Origin of the sequence: Rhodococcus sp. NPDC077669 (genome assembly GCF_040686915.1) — a bacterium.
In the GTDB taxonomy this organism is placed as follows: Bacteria; Actinomycetota; Actinomycetes; order Mycobacteriales; family Mycobacteriaceae; genus Rhodococcoides; species Rhodococcoides fascians.
Window position 1 is genome coordinate 21,802 of the sequence record NZ_JBFBMD010000019.1, and the last position, 23,069, is coordinate 44,870.

Here is a 23,069-nt window from a genome sequence, read left to right on the forward strand (position 1 = left end):
GTCAACTCAGGCCAGCTCGAGCGCAGCCGCAACAGCGACGGGATCGACCGAAATCGGTTCCACGACAGGCATTCCCGACAGTGCAGTGTCGGGATCCTTGAGACCGTTGCCGGTCACCGTGCAGACAACGGTCAGGCCCGGCTCCAGCCACCCTTCCTTTCGAGCCGCCAACAGTCCGGCGACGCTGGCCGCGGAGGCCGGTTCGACGAACACGCCCTCGGTCTTCGCAATCAACCGGTACGCCTCGAGGATCTCCTCGTCGGTCGCGGCCCGGAATGCTCCGTTCGATTCTTCCTTGGCATTGACGGCACCGTTCCAGGATGCGGGTGAGCCGATCCGGATTGCGGTCGCGATCGTTTCCGGGTCCTTCACGGGCGCACCGTGAACCAGAGGAGCGGCACCCGCGGCCTGCACGCCGAGCATCCGCGGCTTGCGGGTGGTGAGGCCGTCGCGGAAGTACTCGGAGTACCCGCGCCAGTACGCGGTGATGTTGCCCGCGTTGCCGACCGGTAGAGCATGGATGTCGGGTGCACCGCCGAGGGCGTCGCAGATCTCGAACGCCGCGGTCTTCTGCCCCTCGATACGCACGGGGTTGACGGAGTTGACCAGACCGATCGTCGGGAACTCGGCCGTGGTCTTGCGCGCCAGTTCGAGGCAGTCGTCGAAGTTGCCCTGGACCTGAATGATCTTCGCGCCGTGCATGACTGCCTGAGCCAGCTTGCCCATCGCGATCTTGCCCTGCGGAACCAGTACGGCACAGGACATGCCGGCCTTGGCCGCGTAGGCCGCAGCGGACGCCGAGGTGTTGCCGGTGGACGCGCACAGCACTGCTTCTTGCCCACGGGCGAGCGCGTCGGTGACGGCCATGGTCATGCCGCGGTCCTTGAACGAGCCGGTGGGGTTGAGTCCCTCGACCTTCAGGTGCACTGTGCAGCCGGTCAATTCGGACAGGTGCCCGGCGGGCAGCAGCGGGGTGCCGCCCTCGCGCAGGGTGACGGTCTTCCAGTCGGGACCGATCGCCAGACGCGAGCGGTACGCCTCGATCAGACCGGGCCAGGGGGTGTGGACGCTCATACTGTGGTGCCTTCCAATCTGAGAACGCTGGCGACGTGGACGACCACGTCCAACTGCTCGAGGGATGCAACGGTGTCGGACAGTGCGGAATCGGCCGCGAGGTGCGTGACCACGACGAGCCTGGCCCCGTCACCCGCGCCGTGCTGGCGCACGGTGGAGATGCTGACGTCGCGCTTGGAGAATTCGGCGGCCACGGTAGCGAGAACGCCGGGCTTGTCGGCCACCTGCATGCTGACGTAGTACCGGGTGAGGATGTCACCCATCGGGGCCACCTTGAGCTTGGCGTACTTGGACTCGAGTGGGCCGCGGCCTCCGTAGAACTTGTTGCGCGCGGCCATCACCAGGTCGCCGAGCACAGCGGACGCCGTCGGCGCGCCGCCCGCACCCTGGCCGTAGAACATCAACCGGCCTGCGGCCTCGGCCTCGACGACGACGGCGTTGAACGCGCCGTTCACCGACGCCAACGGGTGATCGAGCGGAACGAGTGCCGGGTAGACCCGGGCCGAGATGCGCTCCTTGCCCTTGGGCGTGGTGATGCGCTCGCAGATGGCCAGCAATTTGATGGTGCAGTCGAGAGACTTCGCGGTCTCGAGGTCGTCTGCAGTGATCTTGCTGATGCCCTCGCGGTAGACGTCGCCGGCCGTGACCCGAGTGTGGAACGCGATCGAGGCGAGGATGGCCGCCTTGGACGCGGCGTCGTAGCCCTCGACATCGGCGGTCGGATCGGCCTCGGCGTATCCCAGTCGCCCTGCCTCGGCGAGGGTTTCGGCGTAGTCCGCACCGGTCTCGTCCATGGCCGACAGGATGAAGTTGGTGGTGCCGTTGACGATGCCCGCGACCTTGTTCACGCGGTCGCCTGCCAAGGACTGCATCAACGGCCGCACCACCGGAATGGCTCCGGCGACAGCTGCCTCGAAATACAGGTCGGCGCGCGATTTCTCGGCCGCGTCGGCCAACTCTCCGGTGTATTCGGCGAGCAGGGCCTTGTTCGCAGTGATGACGGACTTGCCGTTCTCGAGCGCCGACAACACCAGCTTGCGTGGGATGTCGATACCGCCGAGCACCTCGACGACGATGTCGACGTCGTCGCGACCGACCAATTCGGCCGGGTCGTCGGTGAGCAGTTCGGCCGGTACTCCGCGATCGCCGTCGATCCGACGTACCGCGATTCCCCGAATCTCCAGTGGCGCACCGATTCTGGCCTCGAAGTCCGCTGCATTCTCGGTGATGATCCGGACGACCTCGCTACCGACGTTTCCGAGTCCGAGTACGGCGACGCCTATCGGCTTCGATGTCATGGCTGAACCTCCAAGCTGAGCAGATCTTCGATGGTTTCCCGCCGCAGGATCAGGCGCGCACGCCCGTCCTTGACCGCGACCACAGCGGGCCGCGTCAGCAGGTTGTAGCGGCTGGACATGGAGTAGCAGTAAGCACCGGTGGCTGCGACGGCGAGCAGATCACCGGGCCCGACGTCGGCCGGCATCCACGTGTTCTTGATGACGATATCGCCACTCTCACAGTGCTTTCCGACCACGCGAGCCATCACGGCGTCGGCGTCGCTGGTACGCGAGACCAAGCGGCAGTCGTACTCGGCCTGATACAGCGACGTACGAATGTTGTCGCTCATACCGCCGTCGACACTGATGTACCGCCTGCGGGTGGCGTTGTCGACGGTGACGTCCTTGACGGTGCCCACCTCGTAGACCGTCACGGTGCCCGGCCCGGCGATGGCTCGACCCGGCTCGACGGCAATGGTCGGAACCGGCAAACCGGCCGCGGCCGACTCCGTCTCGACGATGCTCGCCAGCTTGGCCGCCAATTGGTCGACGGGCGGCGGATCGTCACTCGGTACGTACGAAATACCCATGCCGCCACCGAGATCGAGCGTCGAGATCTGCGAGGTCTTGTCCACGCCGAACTCGGCAACGATGTCGCGCAGCAGCCCGATGACCTTGTGCGCAGCCAGCTCGAAACCGTCGACCTCGAAGATCTGCGAGCCGATGTGACTGTGCAGCCCCACGAGACGAAGGTTGTCTGCGGCGAACACCCGACGGACGGCTTCGATCGCCGAGCCGTCGGCGAGCGAGAAGCCGAACTTCTGATCCTCGTGGGCGGTCGCGATGAACTCGTGCGTGTGTGCCTCGACGCCGACGGTGATACGAATCAGCACGTCCTGCACCACACCGGCCGAACCGGCCACGGCGTCGAGACGGTCGATCTCGATATTGGAGTCGAGAACGACGTGCTCGACTCCGGCACTCACTCCGGCCTCGAGCTCGGCCACGGATTTGTTGTTGCCGTGCATCGCAATTCGATCCGCCGGGAATCCGGCAGCCAGGGCGATGGCCAGCTCACCGCCCGAGCAGATGTCGAGCGAGAGACCCTCGTCGGCCACCCAACGAGCGATCTCGCCACACAGAAATGCCTTGGAGGCGTAGTGAACTCGTTCGGGTGCCCCGAACGCAGCGGCCATCTCGCGGCAGCGTGCGCGGAAGTCGTCCTCGTCCACGACGAACAGTGGGGTGCCGTACTGCGCCGCGAGGTCGGTGACCGACACCCCCGCGAGCCGAACCGTGCCGTCGTCGCCGCGTGCCGCGTTGCGTGGCCACACCTGTTCGGGAAGCGTCGTCATGTCCGACGCGGCGCTCGGACGCTCGGACATCGACTGCTTGGCTGGGGCATCGGCGTGCTTGGGCCCTGCCGGATGTGCGCTCACATGCGCTCCGGTGCGCTGACACCGAGCAGTTCGAGGCCGTTGGCCAGAACCTGTCGGGTTGCGTTGCCCAATGCCAGTCGTGCGGTGTTCACAGGTCCGGGCTCCTCGTCTCCTTGGGGAAGTACTCGACACGCGCCGTAGAACCGGTGGTAGGCCCCCGCCAGTTCTTCGAGGTAGCGGGCGATCCGATGTGGTTCGCGTAGTTCGGCGGCACTGGCCACCACCCGCGGGTACTCGCCGATCGTCCTGATCAACTCGCCCTCCTGCTCGTGCGTCAGCAGGCTCAGATCGGGATCGTCGCCCGAGATCCCCAGTTCGGCGGCATTGCGCGCGAGCGATGCCAACCGGGCGTGGGCGTACTGGACGTAGTACACCGGGTTCTCGTTGCTGGCGCTGGCCCACAGGGCGAGGTCGATGTCGATGCTCGAGTCGACGGACGACCGGATCATGACGTAGCGCGACGCGTCGACGCCGATGGCTTCGACCAGATCGTCGAGCGTGATGACGGTGCCTGCCCGCTTGCTCATCTTCACCGCGACGCCGTCGCGAACGAGGTTGACCATCTGCCCGATCAGCACCTCGACGGTCTCGGGGTCGTCGCCGAATGCAGCGGCGGCGGCCTTGAGTCGACCGATGTAACCGTGGTGGTCTGCTCCGAGCATGTAGATGCACAGGTCGAATCCGCGCTGACGCTTGTTCTGGAAGTACGCGATGTCGCCTGCAATGTAGGCAGCATTACCGTCGCTCTTGATGACGACGCGATCCTTGTCGTCGCCGTACTCGGTGGACCGAAGCCACCATGCACCGTCTTCCTCGTACAGGCTCCCCGAGCTCTTGAGGTAGTCGACCGATTTTTCGACGGCACCGGACTCGAAGAGTGAGTTCTCGTGGAAGTAGACGTCGAAATCGACACCGAATTCGTGCAGGTTGGCCTTGATGCGGTCGAACATCAGCTGGGTACCGATCGACCGGAAGGTCTCGTCCTGCGCCTCGGGTGCCAGCGCCAGCGCTTCTGGCTCCTTCGCCAGCACCTGCTGTGCGATCTCGGCGATGTACTCGCCCGCATACCCGTTCTCCGGTGCCGGCTCTCCCTTGGCCGCGGCGATGAGCGACCGGCTGAAGCGATCGATCTGAGCGCCGTGATCGTTGAAGTAGTACTCGCGAGTGACCTCGGCTCCGTGCGCGGTCAGGATGCGTCCGAGGGCATCGCCGACCGCAGCCCATCGGGTTCCACCGAGGTGCACCGGTCCGGTGGGGTTGGCCGAGACGAACTCGAGGTTGACCTTCTTGCCTGCCATCGAGGATCCGTTGCCGAACTCGGCACCGGCGGCCAGCACGCGGGCAACGATCTCGCCCTGCGCTGCGGCAGCCAGCCTGATGTTCAGAAAGCCGGGGCCTGCGACGTCGGCACTGGCGATCGCGGCGTCGGCCGCGAGCGCCTCGGCGAGCCAGCCGGCGAAATCACGGGGATTGGCTCCGGCCTTCTTCGCCACCTGCAGCGCCACATTGGTGGCATAGTCACCGTGCTCGGGATTGCGGGGACGCTCGACCGTGAGCTTCGCAGGGAGAACGGATGCGTCCAGGCCGCGGTCGGCAAGCACCTTGGCGGCGGTCGCGTGAAGCAATTCGGCAAGATCGGCGGGAGTCACAGGTAGCCATCCTATTGGCTGGTGTGCGGCATACTCGCATCCACTGCCCGTCCGAGCGCGGGGCCACCTGGCCGATGCGGTCCACACGGGCTCTGAGCACGCTCTCAGACAGAGAACGTACAGTAGGGGCGCTCTGCGCGGACGACCGTCGAGTACGGCCGTCACCAGCAGATACGTACCACCAGCGCTACCGACCACCCACTTTTCCTCGACTGAGAGAGCAACCACAGCGATGCCAACGGGTCCCGACAAAGGCAGTCAGAACAAGTCGGCTGCGAAGGCAGACAAAGCCATCAGTGCAGCCAACAAGAAGTCAGCTCGCAAGAAGCAGGGCGGTGTCCCCGCCGCCAAGGGCAGACAGATTCCCTGGCTGACGGTTGCCGGTGTCGTTGTGGTCGTCGGACTCGTCGTGGGCCTCGGGGTCAACCTCTACCCCAAGTACCAGGACCGCGCCGAGGCGCAGAAATTCGCGCCCAGCGAGAGCAATCAGGATCCGTCGACGGGAATCGACGGCGTCACCATCAAGGAATACCCGGCAGCCCTGCACGTCGGGCGCGCGCAACGCGTCGCCTACGACCAGACGCCGCCGTTCGGTGGACCGCACGATGCGGTGTGGGCCACCTGCACCGGCATCGTCTACCCCGAGGCCATCCGCACCGAGAACGCTGTGCACTCCCTCGAACACGGAGCGGTCTGGGTGACGTACAACCCCGACGACCTCAACGAGGACCAGATTCAGTCCCTCGCCGACCGCGTCGACGGGGAAACGCAGATGATGATGTCGCCGTACCCGGGCCTCGACACTCCCGTCTCGCTGCAGTCCTGGGGTCACCAGCTCAAGCTCGACAGCGTCGACGACGAGCGCATCGGTCAGTTCATCTCGGCTCTGCGCCTCAACCGATTCGCCTACCCGGAGGTCGGTGCAAGCTGCGCATCCGTGCCCGGAGTCGGTGACAACGCGTTCGATCCCGACAACCCGCCGCTGTTCGACGCTTCGGCCCCGGGTGCGGACGCCGTTCCGATGGACGGCGCAGGCATCACTCCCGACGCCAGCGAGACCAGCGGCGCAGGCGGAATGCCGAGCGGCCTGCCCGGCGGAGCACAGTTGCCCGGCGGAGCACAGCTGCCCAGCGATCTCCAGGTGCCCGCGAGCTGATGACCGAATCGACAGTCGACTCGGTCGACGGCGTCCCCGAGACCAAGCGGAGCCAGCGCACTGCGCTGGTCGCCTTGGCCGTGATCGCCGTACTGGCGATCGGATTCGCGCTGGGCTTCCTGGCGCAGAATCCGTTCCGCAGCGGTGACAACTCCCCCGCAGCAGATTCGGTCGACGTCGGATTTGCCCAGGACATGACGGTGCACCACAACCAGGCCATCGAAATGGCCGCGGTCGCGTTGACCAACGCGCCCGATCAGGCCGTCAAGAGCCTGGCGTTCGACATGCTCACCTCGCAACAGAATCAGGTGGGCCAGATGCAGGGCTGGCTCGCATTGTGGGACCGCGCGCCGATCTCGACCGACGGCTACATGACCTGGATGACGGCCGACGACTCTCACGGCCATTCGATGGGCGGCATGTCGATGGAACCGGGATCCTCCGATCCCACCAGAGCCATGCCCGGCATGGCCAGCTCCACCGAGCTCGCCGCACTACGCCAAGCGACCGGAACCGACGTCGACGTCATGTTCTTGCAGCTGATGCTGCGTCACCACGAGGGCGGCCTGGCGATGATGGAGTACGCCCAGACACACGCGCAGTCTCCTGCGGTGATCAACCTGGCAAAGTCCATGGTGGCAACGCAGACGAGTGAGTCGACTCTGATGAAGCAGATGCTCGCGGCGAAGGGTGCGCAGCCGCTGCCCGAGGGGTGATTTCGGCTCGCGTTGCACATGCGCTAGTCTTTCGTACAGCCCAACAGGCACGCCGGCTGAAGCCGGTGCGCCCCCGTAGCTCAGGGGATAGAGCGTTCGCCTCCGGAGCGAAAGGCCGCAGGTTCGAATCCTGCCGGGGGCACACATCTTTCACGCATGTCACTTCTCCGAGGTGACTGCTCGAACGAGACGGACTGTTCACATGTCCGAGGATCTCCCCGATATCGACACCGTCATCGACGAGCTGTATTCACTGGCACCCGCCGACTTCGTGTCGCACCGATCGGCGTATGTGACCCGGTTCAAGAAGGCCGGAGACAAGTCCGGTGCCACTCGTATCGGCGGACTCCGTAAACCCACTGTCGTGGCCTGGTTGGTGAACACACTCGCTCGTCAGGACGAATCCGCGGTCGCCGAGTTGTTCGACCTCGGTGCCGAACTCGAACGGGCTCAGCAACGCGGCGACGGTCATCGACTGCGTGAGTTGTCCACCGCTCGAAGCGCTTCGATACGCGCGCTCACCGATCGAGCCGTGGTATTGGGTCGCGAACGTGGCGTGACCGTCGGCGACAACGCGGCGCGCGAGGTTTCCAACACCCTCAATGCCGCAATGGCCGATCCGGAGATCCGCGACCGGGTTCGTGCGGGCCGAACGGTGGTGGCCGAGACATACAGCGGCTTCGGCCCCGCGCTGCTCTCGCTCGTTCCGGATCCTCCTGAGACCGAGACCGAGACCGAGGACGACGGCGAACCGGACATTGCCGATGACGCGCCCGAGTCCGCAGCGGAATCCGATGCCGAGAACGAAGCCGAGTTGCTGCGCCAGGCGGAACACGATCGCCTGGTTGCCGAACTCGACTCTGCCGAAACCGCATTCGATGCCGCACGTGATGCGGCCGACGCTGCCGACCAGGGCACGGAGCGCGCTGCGTCCGAACGACGCAGCGCGACAGCAGAAGTCGAGAGACTCGAAGCCGAGCTGGAGGCCGCGAGAGCCACAGCGAAGGCAGCGCGGGCCGCGGAGAGAAAAAGCGTCGAACAGGCAGAGTCGACGGCGGAGGCGCTCGAGGCGGCCCGGGCACGCGTGGCCGAAGCCCGGTCGGCCCTCGACGAACCGAGCTGACCTACCCTGGCGGTATGACCACGCGCTGGCAAGCCGAGAACTCCGCCGACGACTCCGCCCGGTACATCGAGCGATTCGATCGTCTGGCCGAACGCGGCGTGGATCTGCACGGTGAAGCCCGCATGGTCGACGCGGTGGTCTCCCCCGCGTCGGACATTCTCGACGCCGGCTGCGGTACGGGCAGACTCGGTGCCGAACTGGCGCGACGTGGCCACCACGTCACCGCCGTGGATCTCGATCCGATTCTGGTCGAGAAGGCGCGTAGTCACCCCGAACTCGACGTGCATCTCGCGGATCTGACCACGCTCGAGTTGAATCGCACGTTCGACGCGGTCGTCGCGGCCGGCAACGTGTTGGTTTTTCTGGAGCCCGGCACCGAACGTGCTGCGCTCGAACGCATCTGGGCACATCTGAACGACGGCGGAGTGTTCGTCACCGGCTTCGCCACCGACCGGGCATACACGGCCGACGAACTCCACGAGGATCTCACTGCCGTCGGATTTTTCGTCGAACATCGATTCTCCACCTGGAACCTGCGACCCTGGCGCGCCGACGCGGACTGGGCCGTGACCGTGGCACGAAAGCCCGCTCTACTTGCCTGAAACGAGTCCAGACAGGACGAATCGAGGCCGGCCGTTTCCGGCCGGCCTCGATGGTGGAGCGAGCGACGGGATTCGAACCCGTGTAAACGGCTTTGCAGGCCGGTGCCTAGCCACTCGGCCACACCCGCATCATCGATGACGATGCCGTGTCGGCCACGCGAACACCACGGTTACGCTCAGTGTGATTCGAAGTGCGGGTGTCGATTCGTTCCTGGGCGGGAAGACTGTCGCTCATGAAGGAACACATAGCGCGGTTGCGGGAGTCGTTCTGGTTCATTCCCGCCGTCCTCGGAGTTCTCGCACTCCTACTGGCGCAGGCGCTCGTCAGCCTCGATCGCTACCTACTCGACACCCGCGTGGACCTGACGGGTTCGTTGCTCTATCACGTCGGGGCGAGTGGCAGCCGGGACATCCTCGGGGCGATCGGTGGCTCGATGCTGGGGGTGGCTGCCACGTCGTTCTCCATCACCATCTCCGTCCTCGCCACGGCCAGCTCCTCGTACGGCCCCCGTCTGGTGCGAAACTTCATGGCGGACCGCGGGAATCAGATGGTTCTGGGGATCTTCGGGGCGACGTTCCTGTACTCGCTGATGGTGCTGCGGTCGATTCGTTCGATCGAATCCGATGGTTCGGTGTTCGTCCCGGACATCGCCGTCAACGTGGCAGTCGCGCTCGCCGTCGTCGACGTGGGCGTGCTCGTCTACTTCATCCACCACATCGCGCAGTCGATTCAGGTGGCCACCCTGTCCGCGAGAGTCCGCGACGAGTTGTCGGAATCCGTCGACTCCCTCTACCCGACCGATCGTCCCGACGACGCCGCTTCGATCGACGGCATCTCGAAACCACCTGTCTACGTGACGGTCCTGGCCGAGACATCCGGGGTGATCATCGACATCGACGAGGACGCACTGCTGGGCATCGCGAGCGACAACGGCACGCTGATCGAGATTCATCGGGTCCCGGGCGAGCACATCGTCTCCGGCGAGCCGCTCGTCGACATTCTCGCCGATCGCTCGGCCGACATCTCCGACGCATCGATCGACCGAGTCCGCTCTTCTGTCGACATCGGTACCAGTAGGACGCCGCGCCACGACATCGCGTTCGCCGTCGAGCAGATGACGGAAATGGCGGTCCGGGCGCTGTCCACCGGGGTCAACGATCCCTACACGGCGCGTAACGCCATCGACGATCTCTCCGTCGGACTCGTTGCACTGGTCCAACGGCCGGCACCGTCACGCGGACGGCGTGGAACCGACGGAGAGGTGCGACTGATCGTGCGGCGGGTGCCCGTCTCGATCTTGATCGACCATGCGCTCGATGCGGTGCGCATCTACGGGACCGGCAGTCCTATGGTGGTCCAGGCCGGAATTCGTCTCGCCGAGAGGGTCGGCCGCGCGGCGCGCTCCACCGACGATGTCGACGCCGTGCTGGCGCAATTGAGCCTGTTGGACGCCGCCCTGACCGTCGACGAGACCGACAGCGCGCGCACAGCCGATGCCCGCGAGCAGATTTCGCGGACTCGAGCAGCGATCACCGATCGGGTACCACTCGCGGTACTTCGCACCGTCATTCGGTAGACGCTCGAACCGGGCACCGTGGGAGGATGGTGTGTATGCCAGCACCGTCGCCGCTTCCCCTCGACCCCATTGCAGAGGCCCACCGTCAGTGGACCAAGCACGGGTGGTCCGATGCCGCCGACGGTATGGCCGCGGTCACCTCGCTGATGCGCGCGCAGCAGATCATGCTGGCCCGGGTCGAGGAAGCGCTCAAGCCGACGGGACTGACGTTTTCGCGCTACGAGTTGCTGACGTTGTTGACGTTCACCAAGAACGGCGCGCTACCGATGGCGAAGGCCAGTGCCCGACTGCAAGTGCACCCCACCAGTGTGACCAACGCGGTGGACCGCCTCGAATCGGTCGGCTACGTGCGCCGGATTCCCCATCCCAGCGATCGACGGACAACCCTGGTCGAAATCACCGAGCAGGGGCGCACGTTGGCGGTCGAAGCCACCGAGCGCCTGAACACGCTGGTGTTCGCCAAGCCCGGGCTCGCGCGCGACAAGCTGATGGCGTTGGTGCGCATCCTTGCGGAACTGCGTTCGGATGCAGGCGATTTCGACAGTGATGACATCACCACATCGTTCTGAGTTCGATGGTGACTCGTCACAAGACAATGGCACAGCCGTACCGTTCGTGGTCCAATTGCTCCGGGAACAGGTCGGAGTCGGTCTGCTGAAGGGCGGGGCGGGGTGCTGGTGTTGGGGGTCGGAGCGGGTGCGCACGGTGCACGCGCAATTCTGACGTATCTGGACAGCCCCCACCGCACACCCATCGTGTCGCGGACCGTGCGCCGCGCTCCCGGGCAGTCGCTGGCCACCACGATCGCCACCGGCGTCGACGCCATCCATGCCATCGCCGCGACGATGTCGCTCCCGGTCCAGTTCTCTGCGATTGCCTACCGGGTGGCCACCGATCCCGGCACGGTCGCCACCCGAGGTACCGCACGCACGGCCTCACTCGTTCCGGAAACCGCTGCGCAAGTGAGGTTTCTACGATTCATCGGGCTGGTCCCCAATCACGGCGTCACCGTGCTGTGCGACATCGGTAGTACCGGGACCACGGTCACCGTCATCGATCTCGCGTCCACTCGCACCCTCATGACGCGGCGCACTGCCACGTTCTGCGGCGACGATCTCGATCACTCGGTGCGCCGGCTGCTCTCGTCCAACGGCGTTCGCGTCGGAATCGACGCCAGCCGGTCCATCAAGGAGCAACTGAGTGTCGATTCCGTCGTCAGCACCACGGACCCAGCCGGCACTGCACGGCATGTGCTGACACGGCGCGACTTCGACGATCTGATCGCGGGACCCGTCCGTTACGCAGGCATGCTGGTGGAGCAGACCATCGAATTGTCCGGTGCCAGACCGCAGTCCATCGTCGTGGTCGGCGGCGGCGCGAACATCACCTCGATAGCGCGGTCTCTCGAACTACGGACCGGCCTGACGACCCTGGTGCCGACCATGCCCGAGCTGGTCTCGGCCCGCGGGGCCGCCCTCCTGTCCCCCGACAGGTAGGACGGCCCCGGGAGTCGAGCCTGCGGAACGACCCGAAAGCACGCGTGGAGCCCGCGGAACGACCCGAAAGTGCGGCCAGCACTACCGGTGCTGGAAGTTGGGCGTGCGCTTCTCGATGAAAGCCGACATGCCTTCCTTCTGATCCTCCGTGGCGAACGTCGAATGAAACACGCGGCGCTCGAACAGAACTCCCTCACGAAGGCTCGACTCGAACGATCGGTTCACTGCTTCCTTCGCCATCATGGCAACCGGTAGCGACATCTCGGCGATCGTGGTCGCGGTTGCGATGGCGTCGTCGAGGAGATCCGCGACCGGCACGATGCGCGAGACCAATCCTGCTCGCTCGGCTTCCTCGACCTTCATGTTCCGGCCGGTCAGGCACATCTCCATGGCCTTGGCCTTGCCTACCGCACGCGTCAGGCGCTGCGAGCCACCGATTCCCGGAATGACGCCGAGCTTGATCTCGGGTTGTCCGAATACCGCGGTGTCCGAGGCGATCAGAACGTCGCACAGCATCGCGAGTTCACACCCGCCACCGAGTGCATAACCGGAGACCGCCGCGATGAGGGGCGTCCGCGCCGCGGCCAGTCGATCCCACGCCGCGAAGAAGTCGTCGAGGTACACGTCCATGTACGACTTGGGCTGCATTTCCTTGATGTCGGCCCCGGCTGCGAAAGCCCGTTCGGATCCGGTGATCAGAATGGCACCGATCTCGGAATCTGCATCGAGTTCCTCGACCACCGACACGACCTCACGCATCAACTGAGAGTTCAGCGCGTTCAATGCTTTCGGACGGTTCAGCGTGATGGTGCCGACGCGTCCCCGGCGTTCGAGCAGGATGGTTTCGTAGTCGGTCACTGAGCAGCTCCGTTCGAGCGTTCGCGGATGTCGTTGATGATGCCGGAGAAGTCCACGTCGGTTCCGCCACCGGACGTTTCCTTGAACCGAGCGTAGAGCTCGGCTGCGCGAAGTCCGAGTACTCCCTCGACCCCGTTGTCGCGCAGTGCATTCGCAGCCAGACCCAGATCCTTGTCCATGAGGGCCGCCGCGAATCCGGGCTTGTACTCGTTGTTCGCCGGGCTCGTCGGAACCGGACCGGGCACCGGGCAATTGGTCGTCAACGCCCAGCATTGGCCGGACGCGGTCGATGCCACGTCGAAGAGCGCCTGATTGCTCAGACCGAGCTTCTCGCCCAACACGAAGGCCTCGCTGATGGCAATCATCGATACACCGAGAATCATGTTGTTGCAGATCTTGGCGGCCTGGCCGTTGCCTGCCGGTCCGCAGTGCACGACCTTGCGGCCCATGACATCGAGAACGGCAGCGGCGGAGGCGAAATCGTCCTCCGAACCACCGACCATGAACGTGAGCGTGCCTGCGGCCGCTCCCCCGACACCGCCCGAGACCGGAGCGTCGAGGCTACGGTGTCCGGCCTCGTGCACCAACCGGTGCGCGGCATGCGCGTCGGCGACGTCGATGGTCGACGAATCGATGAATAACGTCCCCGGTGCCGCGGCCGGAAGCAGGTCCCCGTACAGCCCGAGCACCAGTTTCCCGTTCGGCAACATCGTGATCACGATGTCGGCTCCGGCGACGGCCGCAACCGCGGACTCCACCACAGTGACGCCGTCCTTCGTGGCCTGCTCCAGCGCCGCGGGAACAAGATCGAAGCCCTGCACCGTGTACCCGGCCGCAGCCAGGTTGGCGGCCATCGGTCCACCCATGTGCCCGAGGCCGATGAATCCGATCGTCTTCTCGCTCATGACTGCTCACCTTCTGTAAGTGCTTTCGACAGACCGAGTTCGGCGTCGCCCAGGGGCGCGAAGTATCGGTCGACGTCCTCGGCAGCGACATCCGCCGACGTGGCCGGCTGCCACTGGGGATTGCGATCCTTGTCGACGACCTGCGCCCGAATTCCCTCGACCAGATCGTGACTGCTCAGCGACGCGACCGACACGCGGTACTCCTCGTCGAGCACGGCCTCGAGGGAGGGCAGCGTCGCCGCCCGTCGCAGCGACCGCAGCGTCACCGCAAGAGACACCGGCGATTTGGACGCGATGTCCTTTGCAGCCTGCTGCGCCTCCGGCACCGGCGATGCAGCCAGAGCGTCGACGATGCCCTGAATGTCGTCACCGGCGTAGCACTCGTCTATCCATTCCTGCTGAGCCGCGCCGGTGGATTCCGGAGCCGACTCGCTGAACGTGTCGACGGCCTCCCCGACGCTGACCGTCTCGAGGGCGGTGTAGAACTCCTCGAGCCTGTCCGACGGAATGTAGTGATCGGCGAATCCGACCGCGATGGCGTCGGCCGCATTCATCCGCGCCGTGGTGAGCGCGAAGTGGGTACCGGTTTCGCCGGGCGCACGCGAAAGAAGGTAGGTGCCACCGACATCAGGAATGAATCCGATGCCGACCTCGGGCATCGCGATCTTCGAACGTTCGGTCACGATACGGGTGTTCGCGTGGGCCGAGAGCCCGACGCCACCGCCCATGACGATGCCGTCCATGATCGCGACGAAGGGCTTCGGGAAGCGGGCGATCGCGGCGTTGAGCACGTACTCGTCGCGCCAGAAGTCCTTGCTCCCGCTACCGCCGTCCTTGGCGTCGTGGTAGATCGAGACTATGTCGCCGCCCGCGCACAATCCTCGCTCGCCGGCTCCGGTCAACAGGACGACGTCGACGCTGTCGTCGGTTGCCCACTGCGCCAACGCCGGAGCTATCTGCTGCACCATCGCATGCGAGAGTGCGTTGATCGCTTTGGGGCGGTTCAGAGTGATGCGACCGATCCCGCCCGAAACCTCCAGTAGGACATCGCTCATGCTGCACCCACGATGGAGCGAGCTACGACCACGCGCATGATCTCGTTGGTACCTTCCAGAATCTGGTGGACCCGAAGGTCGCGAACGATTTTCTCGACACCGTACTCGGCGAGATAACCGTATCCGCCGAGCAACTGCAGCGCCCCGTTGGCGACCTCGAAGCCGGTATCGGTACCGAAACGTTTGGCCATCGCGCACATCTCGACCTTGTCGGCGGCATTGTTCTGCAACCCGTCCGCTGCTCGCCACAGCAGAGTTCGGGCAGCTTCGAGCTCGGTCTTGAAATCCGCCAGTCGAAACTGCAGGGCCTGCGAGTCGAGCAACCTGGTGCCGAATGCGTTGCGGTCGGCGAGGTAAGACACGGCCTTGTCGAGAGCGGACTGTGCGCCGCCGATCGAGCACGCGGCGATGTTGATACGTCCGCCGTTGAGCCCGTTCATCGCGATCCGAAATCCGTCGCCCTCGCCGCCGAGCAGGTTGGCAGCCGGAACGCGGGCACCTTCGAAGATCACCTGGCGGGTGGGTTGAGCGTTCCACCCCATCTTCTTCTCGTTCGCTCCGAACGACAGTCCCGCCGTGTCCTTCGGAACGATGAACGCCGAGATGCCGCGCGGACCCGGCGCTCCGGTGCGGGCCATGACGACGTACACCTCGGAAGTGCCTGCGCCGGAGATGAACTGCTTGACGCCGTCCAGCACGTACTCGTCACCGTCGCGGACGGCCTTGGTACCGAGCTTTGCCGCATCGGATCCAGCGCCGGGTTCGGTGAGGCAGTAGCTACCGAGCTGGTCCATCGAGCACAGCCCTGGAAGCCAGCGCTGCCGTTGCTCGTCGTCGCCGTAGGTGTCGATCATCCAGGCGACCATGTTGTGGATCGAGATGTAGGCCGCGATGGACGGGTCACCGGTTGCGAGTTGCTCGAAAATACGCACCGCGTCGACGCGGGTCAGGCCCGATCCGCCCACGTCTTCACGAATGTAGATGCCGCCCATCCCGAGAGCAGCAGCCTTGCGCAGCACGTCCACCGGAAAGTGCTTCTGCTGATCCCATTCGACGGCGTTCGGTGCGAGGAACTCGTCCGCGAAATCACGAGCAGTGTCGTTGATGGCACGCTCGTCCTCGTTCAACGTGAACATCGTCGATCAGTCCATGTTCGGAATGACGAAGTGATTCTGCGCAGCTGCTTCCTTGGTGCCCGACGGCCAACGCTGGGTGACGGTCTTGGTCTTGGTGTAGAAGCGGATGGAATCCGGTCCGTGCTGGTTGAGATCGCCGAATCCCGAACGCTTCCAACCACCGAACGTGTGGTACGCGATCGGCACCGGAATCGGCACGTTGACTCCCACCATGCCCACCTGGACGCGGGAGCAGAAGTCGCGAGCGGTGTCGCCGTCGCGGGTGAAGATCGACACGCCGTTGCCGTACTCGTGTTCGGACGGCAGACGCAGTGCGTCCTCGTAGTCCTTCGCGCGCACGACGATCAGGACCGGTCCGAAGATCTCTTCCTTGTAGATGCGCATGTCGGTGGTCACCTTGTCGAACAGCGTTGCGCCGGCGAAGAATCCGCCCTCGTGGCCCTCGAGACTGAATCCGCGTCCGTCGACGACCAACTCGGCACCCTCGTCCACACCGATCTGGGTGTAATCGTTGACGCGCTTCAACGCATCGCTACCGACGAGCGGGCCGAAGTCCGCGGTCTCGTCGTCGCTGCGGCCGATCTTCAGTTTCGCCACTCGCTCGGTCAGTTTGGCGACCAACGCGTCGGCGGTCTCCTCACCGACGGGAACCGCGACGGAAATCGCCATGCATCGCTCGCCGGCCGAACCGTATGCGGCTCCGAGCAGAGCGTCGGCGACCTCGTCGAGATCGGCATCGGGCATCACCAATGCGTGGTTCTTCGCCCCACCGAAGCACTGTGCGCGCTTGCCGTGCTGCGCCGCCGTCTCGTAGATGTACTGCGCGATGGGCGTCGATCCGACGAAGCCGATCGCCTTGACGCGATCGTCGGTGAGCAGCACGTCGACGGCGTCCTTGCCGCCGTTGACCACGTTGAACACACCCGGCGGTAGACCTGCCTCGAGGAAGAGCTCGGCAAGCTTGAGCGGGACCGACGGGTCACGCTCGGAGGGCTTGAGAATGAAGGCGTTACCGCAGGCGATGGCCGGGCCGGCCTTCCACAGCGGAATCATCGCCGGGAAGTTGAACGGGGTGATGCCGGCGACGACACCGAGCGGCTGCCGCATCGAATAGACGTCGATACCGCCACCCGCACCCTCGGTGTACTCACCCTTGAGCAGGTGCGGAACACCGACGGCGAACTCGACGACCTCGACGCCACGCTGGATGTCGCCCTTGGCGTCGGCGATGGTCTTGCCGTGCTCCGACGAGAGCAGCCGCGCGAGTTCTTCGGTGTCGCGGGTGACGAGCGCGAGGAACTTCATCAGCACCCGAGCGCGCCGCTGCGGGTTCCACTTCGCCCACTCACGCTGCGCCTGCTCGGCGTCGGCGATGGAGGCCTCGACCTCGGATACGTCGGCCAGGGGCACCCGGGCCTGCACCTCACCGGTATTGGGATCGAACACGTCCCCGAACTGTCCGGAGGTGCCGGCGACATGCTTGCCGCCGATGAAGTGCGTGAGTTCGCGAGCCATGGGTGTCCGTCCTCGAGCGTGGAATTAAGTACGCTCATCCTATAGTCGGATGTCCATGTAAGTCCAGGAGCGGTCACATTCGGTCGTAGAACGCGCGCAGATCAGCGCAGGCCCGGCTGACTTCCGCCTCCGTCGAACCGTCGGCGCGAAAGATTCTGCGCAGGATCAGCGGATCGAGATCGTCCGTCGCCGGAGCGAACGACACTTTCGGAAGTTCGGGGAACGCCGCACGATCGCCGAACCAGTCGTCCGGGTCGAACTCCTCGTCGCTGTCGCCGACCCCCTCGATCAACTGATCCAGATCGACACCGCGCAGTGTCAGGATCGTCCCCGCGGACGCGTCGATGTGCTCGGCGGCGATGTACATCAGCGCTGCCGCGTGTTTGCACGGCCACCCGTCGTCAGGGCACGAACAGTCGAAATCCAGCTGCCCCTTGTCGTGGGGAAGCAGCACCGACGCCAGCGCCTGAGGAATCGCGTTGGACGCGAGTTCCGCCAGCATGCCGGGGTTGGATCGCACTCGGCCGACGAGCGCAGCCACCTCGCCTTCGGTGAGCGGCTCTACGCTGACCGACGCCGAGAACGGCTCGAGCTGACTGCCCTGCACCTCACCGTAGATCTGCCCACGTTCGACTCCGAGAGTGAGCACCTGCCCCTGGCGGGCATAGGTCCGGCCCCGTGCGATCCGGCCCGGGTCGGCCAGATCTTCCATCGCGGCGACGAAGTGCCTGCCCCACCACGTCTGCCCGAAGGCACCCCGCTTGTTACGAGACTCGATGCCGCCCTTGGCTTGTCGACGCTTGCCGTACTGCGAGAAGTCGGCCATCACTCCCCCACCGCGTCTTCGCTGAGACGAAACAGTTCCTGCAGTTCCGCAGTGTCCATCTCGGTCACCCAGCTCTCACCGGTGCCCACCGCCAGATCCGCCAGATCCTGCTTCGACACCAGCATCGAATCGATGCGTTCCTCCACGGTGCCCACACACAGCAACTTGCGCACCATCACATTCTTGCGCTGGCCGATACGGAAAGCGCGGTCGGTCGCCTGGTTCTCCACCGCCGGATTCCACCAACGATCGAGGTGCACAACATGATTGGCGGCAGTGAGGTTGAGCCCGGTACCACCGGCCTTGAGCGAGAGCATCATGATCGGCGGACCGTCGTCGCTCTGGAACTTCTCGACCATCTCATCGCGCTTGCCCTTGCTCACGCCGCCGTGCAGGAACGGCACCTGAACTCCGAAACGCTCGGCGAAATACGGTGCCACGAGCTCACCGAACTCTCGAAACTGCGTGAACAACAACGCCTTCTCGTTGTCAACGAGAACGGAATCGAGCATGTCCTCGACCAATCCGATCTTTCCGGAACGGTGCTGACCTCGCTTGAGTACCGCCGAACCGTCGGACAGGAAATGCGCGGGGTGATTGCACACCTGTTTGAGGCGAGTGAGGGCCGAGAGCACCGCACCCTTGCGTTTCATGCCCTTCGCGTCGGCGATCTGCGCCATCATCTCGTCGACGACCGCCTTGTACAACGCCGCCTGCTCGGCAGTGAGGTTGGCGCGCACGGTCATTTCGTTCTTCTCCGGCAGATCAGAGATGACCGTGGGATCGGTCTTGACGCGACGCAGAATGAACGGAGACGTGATGGCACGCAGCCGCGAGACCGCGTTCTCGTCGTTCTCCCGCTCGATCGGCACCGAGAACCGCTTCCTGAAGTCCGACGGCCGCCCCAGCATGCCCGGGTTCGCGAAATCCAGAATGGACCTCAGCTCGTCCAGCCGGTTCTCCACCGGCGTCCCGGTGAGCGCCAGTTTGTGATCGGCCGGAATGGCCAGCGCCGCCTTCGCCTGCACGGTGCCTGCATTCTTGATGTGCTGCGCCTCGTCGAGAACCACGCGACGCCACGTCTGTGCGGCCAACTGCGCGCGGTCCTTGGCCATCAATGCGTACGTGGTGACGATCAGGTCGTGCTCCGCGATCGCTCGATCGAGCGCCTCGTCGCGTAACCGCGTCGGACCGTGGTGCACCAGAACACGCAGTGCAGGAGTGAATTTCGCGGCCTCACGTTGCCAGTTACCGACCACCGACATCGGGGCCACCAACAGCGTCGGAGTCGCACTGTTCTCGTGAGCGAGCAGCGTGAGCACCTGCAGTGTCTTGCCCAGGCCCATGTCGTCGGCGAGCACGGCACCGAGACCGAGCCGGCTCATGAACGCGAGCCAGTCGAGACCGCGTTGCTGATAGGGCCGCAGAGTCGCCCGGACACCGTCGGGCACCGGGATGGTTTCCGGAACCGCCCCGGGTTCGAGCAACGTTGCCGCCCAGCCGGTGGCGCGGATGTCCTGGACCGGAGCCGGAGGCGGATCGGCCAACGTCATCTCACGCATCAACGTGCTGAGCGCAGTCCCGTCACCGTGATGCTCGGCGACGTACTTCGCGGCCCGCGCCAGCTGTCCCCCGTCGGCGAGCACCCATTGCCCGCGCAGCCGGACGAGGTCGCCCTTCGAGACGGCAAGCCGGTTCATCTCCGCTTCGGTGAGCACCATGTCGCCCAGCTGCAGTTGCCAGTCGTACGACACCAGCTCGTCCATACCGACGGCACGATCGGCCGCAGCTTTGGTCACCGCGGGTGACTCGACCCGCAATCGCATCGACGGATCCAACCTGGTCCAGGCCCTCGGCAGCAGGACCGTCGTGCCGGTGGCCTGCAATGCAGTGGCACCGTGTTCGACGAGATCGATGACCACCGACGTCGGCAACAACAGGTCGAGGGTGCCCTCCTGGGTGGGCAGATCACGCAGCCTCGGGTAGGCAGCGACGGCCTCGCCGAGTTTGCGCACTGCCGTCGACAGCAAGGTCGCGTCGACCTTGCGGCTCATCGGGACCGGACGCGGCGCCTCCCCGTCCGCGCGCAGGCACACCTGAAGTGTCCAGAACGACTCGACGGCATCGTCCGGGGCACCGTCGGCATCACCGGTCTCGTCGTCCCGGTCGTCGTCCGGTTCGAGCAGGCGCAGCACCAACGCCGGTTCGTCGACGGTGAGGCTGGCGCGCCAATTGTCGAACAGCGTCGAGATCTTCTGCGTCCCATCGAGATACGGATCGTCACGCACGAGGGCCGACAGCAACGGGTGCTCGGAGTCGGGCTTGCCGAGCACCGATCTGACGATCGGGTCGGTGAGCTCCTCGACCATGTCGTCCAGAAGCTTCTTCGGCCGTTCGTTCGCTCGCTGCACCGACGGCATCGCAACAGCGAGCTCGCTGAGCCATGCGCGTTGACGCTCGCCGCCGACCAGCCGCCAACGCGGCCACCACTGGCCGTCCATCAACTTCAGTGCCGGCACCACTCGTCCGGCCCGGACCCACCGTTCGATGCCCTGGGCGACGTGGCCCAGGAACCGAAGGTCGCCGGAGATCAGCGGGTGGGCCGACGGGGTGCGGAGCAACAGGTCGGCCGCATCGTGCGGAGCCAGCGCGATCGCCGGAAGTTCGACCGGATCCCGAGGGGTGGCGCGTCGAGTGGAGTCGGGAAACGTCACGCGGGCGCGATGCCGGAACGTGCGGGTGAGCACGTGCGAGTGTGTCGCCGGTAGGTCGGGTTCGTCTCCGGTGCTGATCTCGTCGTCCCAGAGCAGCAATCCGGCACCGGGAGACCAGAGACCGTGCAGCATCGGTCCATCCAACCAGCACGCACCGACATACCCGGCGCCGATGTGTCTTCGATGAGGCACCGATGTGTCATCGATGAGGCACAGTGGTCCCATGATCGCGTACGGCTTCGACGAATACGGCGGCCCCGACACCGAGACATTTCTGGACCTCCCCATGACGGAACCGGGATCGGGGCAGCTTCTCGTGGCGGTACATGCCGCGGGGGTGAATCCCGCAGACTGGAAGGTGCGGGCGGGTAATCGCAAGGACACCGTGCAGATCACCTTGCCTGCGGTGCTGGGGCGGGAGGTGTCGGGCACTGTTGTGGGCGTCGGCTCGGGAGTGGACGGGTTCTCGGTCGGTGACGAGGTCTTCGGGGCGACGGCGTCGGGTCACGGCGGCTATGCGCAGTACACGCTGCTCAACGCGGCCGGTACGGCTCACAAGCCCGAGTCCGTGTCCTGGTCGGTCGCGGCGACACTGCCGGTGGCGGCCGGGACCGCCTTCGACGCACTGCGAGGGTTGGCGCTGACTGCAGGCAACACGGTTCTCGTTCTCGGCGCAGGCGGCGGTGTGGGTTCTTCGGTTCTGCAGCTGGCGCGTGCCGACGGTATCGACGTTCTCGGGGTGGCGAGCTCGGGCAAGCGGGAGTGGATCGAGAGCCTCGGTGCGGAGTTCGTCGAGTCCGGACCCGAGTACGTCGGTTCGATATCGCGGCCGGTGCACGGCATCGTCGATCTGGTCGGCGGGGACACTCTTCGCGCGGCCGCTGTGAAGACCGGCGCCCCGATCGTCAGCGTGGCCGACCCGGTGCTCGCCGCCCAGTGGGGTGGGTCTGGAGCAGTGCGCGAGCGCACCACTGCGGCGTTCACCCGATTGGCCGATCTGGTCGTGACGGGCGTCCTTCGTCCACGCATCGATCACACGTTTCCACTCGACCGCGCAGGCGAGGCTCTTGCGCTCGTGGAGAACGGGCACGCACTCGGCAAGGTCGTCATCGAGGTCCGCTGACACCCGACCGTTTCGGGCGGTGTCGGTACCGTCCGGCACACTGCTGTCGCGAGGTACGAGAGTCGGCAAGATCGAAGTTTCACGATGGGGCGTGTGTGAAGAAGCTGTGGGTAGCGGCGGCGTTGGTGATCGCCGCGATCGTCATGGCGACGTTCGAATCCTGTGACCGGTCCGACATACCGGGATTGGCTCCCCCACCCCCGGCTCCGGGCAGCCCCACCCGCGCCCAGATCGAAACGCTGTTGGATCGGGTGGCCGTCGTCGCCGCACGACCCGATCCTCGCGGGTACGAGCGCGGATGCAAGAGCGGTGAAGGGTGCGTGTTCGGACCGGCGTGGACGGACGACTACGACGGACCGGGCGGGCACGACGGGTGTGGAACTCGCGACAACGTGCTGGCACTGTCGATGACCGAAGTCGAGTTCAAGGCCGGCACCCGAGACTGCGTGGTGCTCTCGGGCTCCCTGGACGACCCCTACTCCGGTGAACGGTTGCAGTTCACCAAGTCCGACGCCGGCAAGATTCAGATCGATCACGTCTATCCGTTGTCTGCCGCCTGGGACATGGGTGCCGACGGATGGGCAGCGGACAAGCGCATTCGTTTCGCGAACGACATCGCGTTCAATCTGCTGGCGGTCAACGGGCCGGACAACCAGAGCAAGAGCGACAAGACGCCGTCGCAGTGGATGCCGCCGAACGCGGCATACCACTGTTTCTACGCGGGTAAATACCTGTCGGTGGCGGCCCAGTACGAGCTGCCGATCACCGAGGCCGACCGCCGCGCCCTCGCTTCGGTGGCCCCCAGCTGCTGATCCAGCGATGCGAACG

The 23,069-nt window shown here is 65.3% G+C and carries 20 protein-coding genes and 2 tRNA genes; 10 read left to right on the top strand and 12 right to left on the bottom strand.

From position 1 onward, the window contains the following. Positions 1–6: 6 nt before the first annotated feature. Genes thrC through argS form a run of 4 tightly spaced genes read right to left on the bottom strand, consistent with a single transcriptional unit; the run spans position 7 to position 5,439 of the window. The gene (thrC, locus tag AB0P23_RS19090; protein WP_363798813.1) at positions 7–1,074 is read right to left on the bottom strand and encodes a threonine synthase; all 1,068 of its coding nucleotides are present in this window, start codon (positions 1,072–1,074) and stop codon (positions 7–9) included. After that, on the bottom strand, positions 1,071–2,372 hold the full coding sequence (locus tag AB0P23_RS19095) for a homoserine dehydrogenase (RefSeq protein ID WP_027497915.1): 1,302 nt from the start codon (positions 2,370–2,372) through the stop codon (positions 1,071–1,073). Before AB0P23_RS19095 ends, thrC begins: the two co-directional genes overlap by 4 nt. Then, positions 2,369–3,790, bottom strand: a complete 1,422-nt coding sequence (lysA, locus tag AB0P23_RS19100) for a diaminopimelate decarboxylase (protein ID WP_032365576.1) — start codon at positions 3,788–3,790, stop codon at positions 2,369–2,371. Before lysA ends, AB0P23_RS19095 begins: the two co-directional genes overlap by 4 nt. Further along, the gene (gene argS / locus AB0P23_RS19105) at positions 3,787–5,439 is read right to left on the bottom strand and encodes an arginine--tRNA ligase (RefSeq protein WP_027497917.1); all 1,653 of its coding nucleotides are present in this window, start codon (positions 5,437–5,439) and stop codon (positions 3,787–3,789) included. Before argS ends, lysA begins: the two co-directional genes overlap by 4 nt. 232 nt (positions 5,440–5,671) lie before the next feature. Here argS and AB0P23_RS19110 point away from each other — a divergent pair, with 232 nt between their 5' ends. The 5 genes from AB0P23_RS19110 to AB0P23_RS19130 all read left to right on the top strand — a co-directional run bounded on the left by AB0P23_RS19110 (position 5,672) and on the right by AB0P23_RS19130 (position 9,036). Next, complete coding sequence (locus AB0P23_RS19110; protein WP_027497918.1) at positions 5,672–6,595, top strand: DUF3105 domain-containing protein; 924 nt, start codon at positions 5,672–5,674, stop codon at positions 6,593–6,595. Next, positions 6,595–7,311 (top strand): DUF305 domain-containing protein, encoded by a 717-nt coding sequence (locus AB0P23_RS19115; protein WP_027497919.1) that lies wholly within the window; start codon positions 6,595–6,597, stop codon positions 7,309–7,311. Before AB0P23_RS19110 ends, AB0P23_RS19115 begins: the two co-directional genes overlap by 1 nt. Positions 7,312–7,380: 69 nt before the next feature. Next, positions 7,381–7,453: transfer RNA gene (locus AB0P23_RS19120), tRNA-Arg, on the top strand. Positions 7,454–7,513: 60 nt separating this feature from the next. Beyond that, positions 7,514–8,434: a hypothetical protein gene (locus AB0P23_RS19125; RefSeq protein ID WP_027497920.1), complete on the top strand. Its 921-nt coding sequence runs from the start codon at positions 7,514–7,516 to the stop codon at positions 8,432–8,434. Positions 8,435–8,448: 14 nt separating this feature from the next. Continuing rightward, entirely contained in the window at positions 8,449–9,036 is a 588-nt protein-coding gene (locus tag AB0P23_RS19130; protein ID WP_363798817.1) for a class I SAM-dependent methyltransferase, read from the top strand. A gap of 54 nt (positions 9,037–9,090) precedes the next feature. Here the strand turns inward: AB0P23_RS19130 and AB0P23_RS19135 are convergent. Continuing rightward, positions 9,091–9,164: transfer RNA gene (locus AB0P23_RS19135), tRNA-Cys, on the bottom strand. Between the two features lie 105 nt (positions 9,165–9,269). Between AB0P23_RS19135 and AB0P23_RS19140 the strand changes: the two genes are divergently transcribed. The 3 genes from AB0P23_RS19140 (at position 9,270) to AB0P23_RS19150 (ending at position 12,109) form a co-directional block, all read left to right on the top strand. Next, positions 9,270–10,613 carry a DUF2254 domain-containing protein gene (locus AB0P23_RS19140; protein WP_206497836.1) on the top strand — a complete coding sequence of 448 codons (1,344 nt, stop codon included), beginning with the start codon at positions 9,270–9,272 and terminating at the stop codon, positions 10,611–10,613. 35 nt (positions 10,614–10,648) lie between these two features. Beyond that, positions 10,649–11,182: a MarR family transcriptional regulator gene (locus tag AB0P23_RS19145; RefSeq protein WP_032365573.1), complete on the top strand. Its 534-nt coding sequence runs from the start codon at positions 10,649–10,651 to the stop codon at positions 11,180–11,182. Between the two features lie 102 nt (positions 11,183–11,284). Next, positions 11,285–12,109, top strand: a complete 825-nt coding sequence (locus AB0P23_RS19150) for a hypothetical protein (RefSeq protein ID WP_032383697.1) — start codon at positions 11,285–11,287, stop codon at positions 12,107–12,109. A gap of 81 nt (positions 12,110–12,190) precedes the next feature. Here AB0P23_RS19150 and AB0P23_RS19155 read toward each other — a convergent pair whose 3' ends face one another. From AB0P23_RS19155 to AB0P23_RS19185, 7 genes are all read right to left on the bottom strand, one after another. Then, positions 12,191–12,967, bottom strand: coding sequence for an enoyl-CoA hydratase (locus AB0P23_RS19155; RefSeq protein WP_032373980.1), 777 nt, complete (start codon positions 12,965–12,967; stop codon positions 12,191–12,193). Then, a complete protein-coding gene (gene mmsB, locus AB0P23_RS19160) occupies positions 12,964–13,872 on the bottom strand; it encodes a 3-hydroxyisobutyrate dehydrogenase (RefSeq protein ID WP_027497925.1) in 909 nt (302 codons plus the stop codon). Before mmsB ends, AB0P23_RS19155 begins: the two co-directional genes overlap by 4 nt. After that, on the bottom strand, positions 13,869–14,927 hold the full coding sequence (locus AB0P23_RS19165; protein WP_363798821.1) for an enoyl-CoA hydratase/isomerase family protein: 1,059 nt from the start codon (positions 14,925–14,927) through the stop codon (positions 13,869–13,871). Before AB0P23_RS19165 ends, mmsB begins: the two co-directional genes overlap by 4 nt. Beyond that, on the bottom strand, positions 14,924–16,063 hold the full coding sequence (locus tag AB0P23_RS19170) for an isobutyryl-CoA dehydrogenase (RefSeq protein ID WP_032365570.1): 1,140 nt from the start codon (positions 16,061–16,063) through the stop codon (positions 14,924–14,926). The genes AB0P23_RS19165 and AB0P23_RS19170 overlap by 4 nt, the downstream gene beginning before the upstream one ends. A 6-nt stretch (positions 16,064–16,069) precedes the next feature. Continuing rightward, positions 16,070–17,578: a CoA-acylating methylmalonate-semialdehyde dehydrogenase gene (locus AB0P23_RS19175; protein WP_288123423.1), complete on the bottom strand. Its 1,509-nt coding sequence runs from the start codon at positions 17,576–17,578 to the stop codon at positions 16,070–16,072. A 73-nt stretch (positions 17,579–17,651) separates the two neighbouring features. Then, the gene (locus tag AB0P23_RS19180; RefSeq protein WP_032368786.1) at positions 17,652–18,404 is read right to left on the bottom strand and encodes an SWIM zinc finger family protein; all 753 of its coding nucleotides are present in this window, start codon (positions 18,402–18,404) and stop codon (positions 17,652–17,654) included. After that, positions 18,404–21,250, bottom strand: coding sequence for a DEAD/DEAH box helicase (locus AB0P23_RS19185; protein WP_363798823.1), 2,847 nt, complete (start codon positions 21,248–21,250; stop codon positions 18,404–18,406). The genes AB0P23_RS19180 and AB0P23_RS19185 overlap by 1 nt, the downstream gene beginning before the upstream one ends. Before the next feature lie 91 nt (positions 21,251–21,341). Here AB0P23_RS19185 and AB0P23_RS19190 point away from each other — a divergent pair, with 91 nt between their 5' ends. Next, entirely contained in the window at positions 21,342–22,241 is a 900-nt protein-coding gene (locus tag AB0P23_RS19190) for an NADP-dependent oxidoreductase (RefSeq protein ID WP_032373983.1), read from the top strand. 143 nt (positions 22,242–22,384) lie between these two features. Further along, entirely contained in the window at positions 22,385–23,053 is a 669-nt protein-coding gene (locus AB0P23_RS19195) for an HNH endonuclease family protein (RefSeq protein WP_045840961.1), read from the top strand. Positions 23,054–23,069 lie beyond the last annotated feature (16 nt).

What these genes read in the sequence shown, in the direction of transcription:
- AB0P23_RS19175 (WP_288123423.1), bottom strand. Translation starts at nt 17,578, where the DNA reads ATGGCTCGCGAACTCACGCACTTCATCGGCGGCAAGCATGTCGCCGGC.
- AB0P23_RS19185 (WP_363798823.1), bottom strand. Translation starts at nt 21,250, where the DNA reads ATGCTGCACGGTCTCTGGTCTCCCGGTGCCGGATTGCTGCTCTGGGAC.
- AB0P23_RS19165 (WP_363798821.1), bottom strand. Translation starts at nt 14,927, where the DNA reads ATGAGCGATGTCCTACTGGAGGTTTCGGGCGGGATCGGTCGCATCACT.
- AB0P23_RS19180 (WP_032368786.1), bottom strand. Translation starts at nt 18,404, where the DNA reads ATGGCCGACTTCTCGCAGTACGGCAAGCGTCGACAAGCCAAGGGCGGC.
- thrC (WP_363798813.1), bottom strand. Translation starts at nt 1,074, where the DNA reads ATGAGCGTCCACACCCCCTGGCCCGGTCTGATCGAGGCGTACCGCTCG.
- AB0P23_RS19110 (WP_027497918.1), top strand. Translation starts at nt 5,672, where the DNA reads ATGCCAACGGGTCCCGACAAAGGCAGTCAGAACAAGTCGGCTGCGAAG.
- AB0P23_RS19115 (WP_027497919.1), top strand. Translation starts at nt 6,595, where the DNA reads ATGACCGAATCGACAGTCGACTCGGTCGACGGCGTCCCCGAGACCAAG.
- AB0P23_RS19125 (WP_027497920.1), top strand. Translation starts at nt 7,514, where the DNA reads ATGTCCGAGGATCTCCCCGATATCGACACCGTCATCGACGAGCTGTAT.
- AB0P23_RS19195 (WP_045840961.1), top strand. Translation starts at nt 22,385, where the DNA reads ATGGCGACGTTCGAATCCTGTGACCGGTCCGACATACCGGGATTGGCT.
- mmsB (WP_027497925.1), bottom strand. Translation starts at nt 13,872, where the DNA reads ATGAGCGAGAAGACGATCGGATTCATCGGCCTCGGGCACATGGGTGGA.
- AB0P23_RS19170 (WP_032365570.1), bottom strand. Translation starts at nt 16,063, where the DNA reads ATGTTCACGTTGAACGAGGACGAGCGTGCCATCAACGACACTGCTCGT.
- AB0P23_RS19140 (WP_206497836.1), top strand. Translation starts at nt 9,270, where the DNA reads ATGAAGGAACACATAGCGCGGTTGCGGGAGTCGTTCTGGTTCATTCCC.
- AB0P23_RS19095 (WP_027497915.1), bottom strand. Translation starts at nt 2,372, where the DNA reads ATGACATCGAAGCCGATAGGCGTCGCCGTACTCGGACTCGGAAACGTC.
- AB0P23_RS19145 (WP_032365573.1), top strand. Translation starts at nt 10,649, where the DNA reads ATGCCAGCACCGTCGCCGCTTCCCCTCGACCCCATTGCAGAGGCCCAC.
- AB0P23_RS19130 (WP_363798817.1), top strand. Translation starts at nt 8,449, where the DNA reads ATGACCACGCGCTGGCAAGCCGAGAACTCCGCCGACGACTCCGCCCGG.
- AB0P23_RS19190 (WP_032373983.1), top strand. Translation starts at nt 21,342, where the DNA reads ATGATCGCGTACGGCTTCGACGAATACGGCGGCCCCGACACCGAGACA.